7 protein-coding genes and 1 pseudogene are annotated in these 6093 nt (G+C 71.1%); 5 read left to right on the top strand and 3 right to left on the bottom strand.

The window, feature by feature from the left end; translation table 11 throughout:
* Positions 1 to 193: 193 nt before the first annotated feature.
* Positions 194 to 661, bottom strand: coding sequence for an SRPBCC family protein (locus tag H504_RS0113555; protein WP_342668775.1), 468 nt, complete (start codon positions 659 to 661; stop codon positions 194 to 196).
* Positions 662 to 701: 40 nt separating this feature from the next.
* Here H504_RS0113555 and H504_RS43055 point away from each other — a divergent pair.
* A pseudogene (locus H504_RS43055) lies at positions 702 to 1544 on the top strand (helix-turn-helix domain-containing protein); the annotation flags it as partial.
* A gap of 31 nt (positions 1545 to 1575) precedes the next feature.
* On the opposite strand, the gene H504_RS39810 reads toward H504_RS43055, so the two are convergent.
* Positions 1576 to 2235 carry a type VII secretion system-associated protein gene (locus H504_RS39810; RefSeq protein WP_026423221.1) on the bottom strand — a complete coding sequence of 220 codons (660 nt, stop codon included), beginning with the start codon at positions 2233 to 2235 and terminating at the stop codon, positions 1576 to 1578.
* A gap of 253 nt (positions 2236 to 2488) precedes the next feature.
* Here H504_RS39810 and H504_RS34855 point away from each other — a divergent pair, with 253 nt between their 5' ends.
* From H504_RS34855 to H504_RS0113525, 4 genes are read left to right on the top strand one after another with little or no spacing between them, the layout of a single operon-like run.
* Positions 2489 to 2833 (top strand): hypothetical protein, encoded by a 345-nt coding sequence (locus tag H504_RS34855; RefSeq protein WP_051385801.1) that lies wholly within the window; start codon positions 2489 to 2491, stop codon positions 2831 to 2833.
* 35 nt (positions 2834 to 2868) lie between these two features.
* A complete protein-coding gene (locus H504_RS38640) occupies positions 2869 to 4197 on the top strand; it encodes a PPE domain-containing protein (RefSeq protein ID WP_084467646.1) in 1329 nt (442 codons plus the stop codon).
* 14 nt (positions 4198 to 4211) lie between these two features.
* On the top strand, positions 4212 to 5018 hold the full coding sequence (locus tag H504_RS0113530) for an ESX secretion-associated protein EspG (protein ID WP_245614233.1): 807 nt from the start codon (positions 4212 to 4214) through the stop codon (positions 5016 to 5018).
* A gap of 2 nt (positions 5019 to 5020) precedes the next feature.
* Entirely contained in the window at positions 5021 to 5398 is a 378-nt protein-coding gene (locus tag H504_RS0113525; RefSeq protein ID WP_084467657.1) for a sterol carrier family protein, read from the top strand.
* A 4-nt stretch (positions 5399 to 5402) separates the two neighbouring features.
* On the opposite strand, the gene H504_RS0113520 is transcribed toward H504_RS0113525, so the two are convergent.
* Entirely contained in the window at positions 5403 to 6056 is a 654-nt protein-coding gene (locus H504_RS0113520) for a TVP38/TMEM64 family protein (RefSeq protein ID WP_026423217.1), read from the bottom strand.
* Positions 6057 to 6093: the final 37 nt, after the last annotated feature.

Here is a 6093-nt window from a genome sequence, read left to right as displayed (position 1 = left end):
GTGGGTTTTTGGGCGCGCGGTGCAGGTGTGGGACTTCGTCGATGCGGGCCGGTCTTTTTTGGGAGGGCGCGGTGCAGGAGTGGCGCTTCGTCGATATGGGGGAGGTTTTTTTGGGTGTGCGGGTGTGAGGGGGTGGCGCTTGTCGATGATGGTCAGGTTTTTGAAGGGTGCGGTGCGAGTGTGGGGTGGTGTGTTAGGGGGTTGATTGTAGGGCGCTTTCGATGTGGGTGAGGATGGATTGCCAGTGGGTGCGTTGGCGGGTTCGTTCGGCGGCGTTGGTTAGCCATTCTTGGTGGAAGCGGAGGGTGGTTTTGGGGCCGTTGGCGGTGAGGGTGACCTGGATGGTGGTGACGTGGTCCCAGCCCGCGGGGCGGCAGGTGACGCGGATGCGGTCTTGGGGGCGGTAGCCGCGGACTTCTCCGGTTGTTCCCGTTGTCGTGGTGTAGCGGGAGCCTCGGGTGGGGGTGAGGGTGGCGCCGGGGCCCAGCCAGATGGTGAGGCCGGTGGGGCCGCTGATGAAGTCCCAGACCTTGGCCAGGGGTTGGGCGAGGGTGCGGGAGACGCCGATTTGCCAGCCCGCGTCCTGGGTGAGACCGGGTTCGTAGGTGCCGACCGGGTCGAGGCGGGTGTGGGTGTCGGGGCCGCGCATCGGGTCTGTCATATGTGGACTATAGGTGGGTGGGGTGCGTTGGGGGGCAACAATGGGGTTGCCGGGGTGGCAAGTATGGGGCCAACTCCCCGCATCGGGTGGCGAATCTTTTGTTGCCGGGGTGGCATGTGGGACACCTAGGGGTATGGACAAACGTGAGCCCACAATCCGAGCCAGGGAGTTGGGCGAGAGCATGCGGCTGGCGATGGTGCGGGCGGGTCTGAACGGGGTTCGGGCGTGTGCGCGGCTGGGTTGGTCGAAGAGCAAGCTGTCCCGGATGTTGTTGGGCACCCGCGGCGTGTCGAACGCGGACCTGGTCGCCTTCCTCGAGGTCTGCGACGTCGCCGGGGATGAGCGGGGGCGGTTGCTGGAGATGTGTGCCGAGTTGCGTGCGCCCGCGTGGCCGCGGCAGCCGGGGAACCTGTTGCCCCGGCACCTCAACACCCTCATCGACCACGAGGCGCAGGCGGTGGTGGTGCGGGGGCTGGACATGCTGGTCATCCCGGCGCCGTTGCAGACCGACGACTACGCGCGGGCGGTGGTGTCCAGTGATGTCACCGTGCCGCCGAACGAGCGGGACAACCGGGTGGTGGCGAAGTTGACCCGGCGGCAGTTCGTGAAGCGGGAGACACCGCCGCGGTGTGTCTTCTACGTGCACGAGGCGGCGTTGCGGCTGCCGGTGGGTGACGCCAGGGTGCGGGCCGAGCAGTGGGACGACCTGGTGCGGATGTCGACCCGGCCGAACATCACCATCCGGGTGGTGACAGCAGCGCAGGGGGCGACCGCCGGGTCGTTCCGGCTGCTGGAGTTCGCCGACTACAAGCCGGTGGTGTGCGTGGAGAGCGAGACCGCCTGCCAGTTCGTCGACGCGCCGGACGCGGTGGCCGCGTACCGGGCGGTGCTCGCGGCGCTGGCCGAGACCGCGCTCACGCCCGATGAGTCGCGAGCCTTCGTGGCCGGACTGGCAGGCCCGGCTGGCCTGGCTGATCCGGCCTGCCCGGCTGGAACGGCGGCCGGACCGGCTGGGCCGCCGCCGCGGGACGGATAGCGGCGAGGTGGGCGGCGGGGACGACGGCGGTGATCGGGCCGACCGGGTTGATCACCAGGGGGTGGCCGCGCAACTGCGCGGCCACCTCGTACCCCCGCACCTCCCGCCACCCCGGCCAGCTCGCGGGCACGTGCGCGGGGGAACTGCACGCGGGCACCATCACGGTTCCGTCGTGGTTCGGGAATCCGGTGATCGTCCGGTCCCGGGACGACCACGCGAAGATCAACAATGTCGCGGCGTTCAGTTCCGGCAACAAATCCGCCTGCGGGCGGTATCTGGTGTGGATCAACTGCAACACCTTCTCCAGCCGGTTCGACGGGACCGGCAACCGCAGTGCCGTCGGTGACGGGCGGTAGTCGCGATTGGCGCGGAACCCCTCGCCGATCTCGCCGCGCCCGTCCACCGGGTAGGCCCCGACGACCCCCCACGGCGGCACCTCCTCGTGCCTGCCGAACTCGGGGTCGATCACGTACAGCCAGCTGTTCGGGTTGGACCGGGCGCTGGCCCGCATCTCGAGGGTGATCTCCGGACGGTCCATCGTCGCCTCCCTGGGCGCGGTGTGCGTGCCGACATCCTAGGGCCGGTGCTCACGTCCGGTAACCGGAGCGGGCCCGAACGCGTTCGGGCTGTGATCGATCGGTGCCCGCGGCCAGGAATTCCCCACCAGGTGGAGCAATACCGCGGGAACCGATACACGACATCCCCCATCAGAGATAGAGTCAGGCGCACTCGCACAGGACCAGGGAGTCAACACGGTGTTTGCAGCCGATGGCGGCGGGGGTTTCGCTCCGGTGGAGTCCGCCTACGCCGGAACCCAGACCCTGCGGATCGAGCCGTCCGCGATCCCCGAGGCACTCGCCGCGTTCCGCGCGGCCTTCGCCCAGGTGTCGGAGAAGGTCACCGCGCTCAACGGGCTCGAGGTGCCGAGTTGGGCCGACGACCCGATCAGCGACGAGGCGGCGATGTTGTTCGTCGAGCGCACCAACGGCGGCGGCGCGGACTCGGCCAGCAAGTGCCTGCACGGCTACCAGCAGCAGTTGCAGGCCGTCATCTCCGCGCTCGAGTCCGCCCAGGCGGCGTACACGCTCACCGAGGGCACGAACTCCGCGATGTGGGGCAAGTCCCCGAAGGCGTGATCCGCCTCCCGAACTCCGACCGAGGGTGATCGAAGATGGTTATGCACCGGTGGCGCGGGTACGACCACCAGGACCTGTACGACATGATCAACAGCGGTCCCGGTCCGGCCGCGTCGACGCCGCAGACCGTGTACTGGGGGGCGTTGGAGACCGAGCTCAGCGCGATCGACTCCGAGCTGAGCTCGAAGCTGGGCAAGCTGAAGGCGGGCTGGGAGGGCGGCGCCGCCGACCAGGCCAACACGGGCATGACGCCGCTGCAGGCGTGGGCGTCGGACGCGCAGACCGGGGCCGGTGTCATGCGCATGTCGACCGAGATGCAGGCCGACTACATCGCCAAGGCGCGCTCGGAGATGCCCGAGCCGGTCGAGGTGACCACACCAGCGCCGTCCGGTTGGTCGAAGTTCGCCGCGGGCGCCGCGCTGCTCACCGGCAACTCCGGCCCCGCATCCGCTGTCCTCGCGCAGTCGCACGACCACGAGCACCAGGAGGCGGCGCAGAACGCCGCGTCCGAGAAGGCCGTGGACACCATGGACAACTACCAGTCCAGCAGCACCGCCAACACGGACACGCTGGGTGAGTTCGTGCCGCCGCCGGACGTGGTGGTCTCCACCCCGGCGCCCTCGGGTGCCACCGACTACTCGGTCACGCACTACGCGGCGCACTTCTCCGGTGCCAACGGCGGCACGCACGCCAACTACGCGACCGGCAGCCCCGGCACCGTCGGCCACATCGGCGGCAACGGCTACGTCGCGCCCGGTCAGGCCCACGGCGGCAACCACTACTCCGCCCCCGGTGCCCTCCCCGGCGCGCAGGCGCCCACGAAGTTTCACCCGCCCGCCGGGTCGACCTCGACGTCCGGGTTCACCCCGTCCGGCGTGGCGGACCCGAACCTGAACCTCAACCGCTTCGACAACACCCTCACGGGTGGTGGCAACGGCCGGTTCAACCAGAACAACACCTTCAACGGCCAGGGCTCCTTCAACGGCAACCTCGGCCTCACCGGCGGTGTCAGCGGTGCCGACGGCCTGGACTCGGCCGGTCGCCTCGGCGGCCGCGGCGGCTCTGGCTCGGCGTTCGGCGGCCCCGGTGCGGCCGGCGAGGCGGCCGGGCAGAGCGGCCAGCTCGGTCGCGGCGGCGCGTCCGGCGCGGGCGGCCTCGGTGGTCCCGGCGAGAACGTGCTCGGCACCCGCGCGGGTGCCGCCACGGGCGGCAAGGGCGGCCTCGGTGGGGTTGGCGGCGGCAACCGCGGCCAGGACGACGAGGACGAGACCGAGTACGAGAGCGCCAGCTACCTGGTCGAGACCGACGACGTGTTCGGCGACGAGCGCGGTGTCGCTCAGGCCGTCCTCGGCGTCGACGAGTGACGACGTTCGGCATCGTGGCAGAGGTCCAGAGCACGCCCGTGTCGCTCTCCGCGCTGGAGTTCGACGTGCTGTGGGAGCACCTGGCCCCGGGGACCATGCCCCTGGTGGTCAAGGTGCCCTCACCGGGCAAGACGTACGAGGAGCGGGCCCAGATCGAGGAACGGGTCTGGGCCGACCTCGACCAGCGCGGACTGGGCCGCAAGGTCGACGTGCACCCCGAGGTCGAGCACCTGTTCGGGCTGCTGGCCCGCCCCGACCGTGAGGTCGACGGCCGCACCTGGGTCGGTCGCGGGGTGCGGTTGCTTGCCTGCGCCACCGGCGGCGACGGTCAGGAGGAGGCCGCGCTCGCGGTGCTCTCCGACGACCGGATCACGCTGAGCCGCACCTCCCCGGTGGGGCTGGCGGCCGCCGCGATCGGGGTGCTGCCCGCGCTGCCGCCGGGTCCGGGGCAGTCGATCTCGCTGCGCACGGCCGATTTCGAGGCCGCAGCGAAGGGCACCGACGGCACCCAGAAGGGTTTCGAGAACGCCCTGGTCAGCCACGGGGTGCGCGGTCCGGACGCGAACGCGCTGGCCGACATGATCGGTGACGTGATCGGCACCGGGAACTTCGGTGCCGCCGCCCGCGACCGGCTGGGCCGCCGGGTCCGCGCCGACCGGGTGGTGTCCTTCTTCGACACCGACCGCGGCCGGTACGTGCAGGTCCGCCGGGCCGCCCCGGACGGCGCGCTGTGGACCACGATCTCGCCCGCGGACAGCCGCAGGCTCATCCACCACGTCGAGGAAGTCCTCGGCGAGGTGGTCAGAGCAGCGAAGGATTAGTCCTGCCGCGCAAGGGCGTCGATCCCGCCGAGCTGCGCACCGCCGTCGAGGCCGCCCTGCCGTGGCTCGACGGCGGTGACCAGCCGTCCCGGCCGGTGCTGGCCGCCGCGGTCCGGTTGAGCCTGCGCACGCTGGAACAGGACGCGCCGGGTCACACCGTCGAGGTGCGGGTGCCGCCGTTCGCCGCCGTCCAGTGCGTCGAGGGGCCGCGGCACACCCGGGGCACGCCGCCCAACGTCGTCGAGATGGCGCCGCGAACCTGGCTGCTGCTCGCCACCGGCCGCCTGACCTGGGCCGAAGCGCTCGACGACGGCTTGGTCTCCGCGTCCGGCTCGCGCGCCGATCTGTCCGGTCTGCTCCCGCTGGTGCGGTTCCAGTGAGCCACTACGCGTCGACCAGGTCCGCCTCGGGCGCGGTCCGCCGCATGATCACCACGAACCCGATCGCCCCGACGACGGCCAGGACCCCGTACACGGCCAGCAACGCCGGTGGTGTCTGCCCGGTCAGCGCGTCGCCGAGGAACACAGCGGCCGCGGTACCCGGAAGGCTGCCGAGGAACGTGCCCACCAGGTACGGCCGCAGCCGCACGGTCGACAGGCCGCAGCAGTAGTTCATCGGCGCGAACGGGACCATCGGCACCAGCCGCAACGCCGTGATCGCGCCCACCCCGCCACCAGCCAGCCGGGTGTTCACCGCGCGCACCACCCCGCGCTCCAGGTGCGGCTCCACCCAACGCCTGCCCAGGCCCCTGGCCAGCCAGAACGCCAGCGCCGACGCGACCACCGTGGCCGCCATCGACACCGTCACACCCGCGACTCCGCCGAGCAGCAGCCCGGCGGAGAGGTTGAACACGGTCCGTGGGATCGGCACCACCGTCAGCAGCGAGTACGCCACCAGGAACAACACCGGCGCCGCCCAGCCCATGTCCCGCGCCCACGCGCGAACGCTTACCGGAGAAGGGATCGGCACCAGGTACCCGGCCACGACAACGGCGACGACGACGGCGAGCAGCACGAGCAGAGCGCGACGACCGGGCACCCCACCACGGTAGACGCCACCGGTCGTCGGTGATCTG

The sequence above is a fragment of the Actinokineospora inagensis DSM 44258 genome, assembly GCF_000482865.1.
GTDB lineage: Bacteria > Actinomycetota > Actinomycetes > Mycobacteriales > Pseudonocardiaceae > Actinokineospora > Actinokineospora inagensis.
The sequence above is the reverse complement of the archived record's forward strand: the minus strand, read 5'-3'. Positions and strand labels throughout refer to the sequence as shown.

Excerpts from the sequence above, each read along its gene's own strand:
- H504_RS38640 (WP_084467646.1), top strand. The coding sequence starts at position 2,869 with ATGGTTATGCACCGGTGGCGCGGGTACGACCACCAGGACCTGTACGAC.
- H504_RS0113555 (WP_342668775.1), bottom strand. The coding sequence starts at position 661 with ATGACAGACCCGATGCGCGGCCCCGACACCCACACCCGCCTCGACCCG.
- H504_RS39810 (WP_026423221.1), bottom strand. The coding sequence starts at position 2,235 with ATGGACCGTCCGGAGATCACCCTCGAGATGCGGGCCAGCGCCCGGTCC.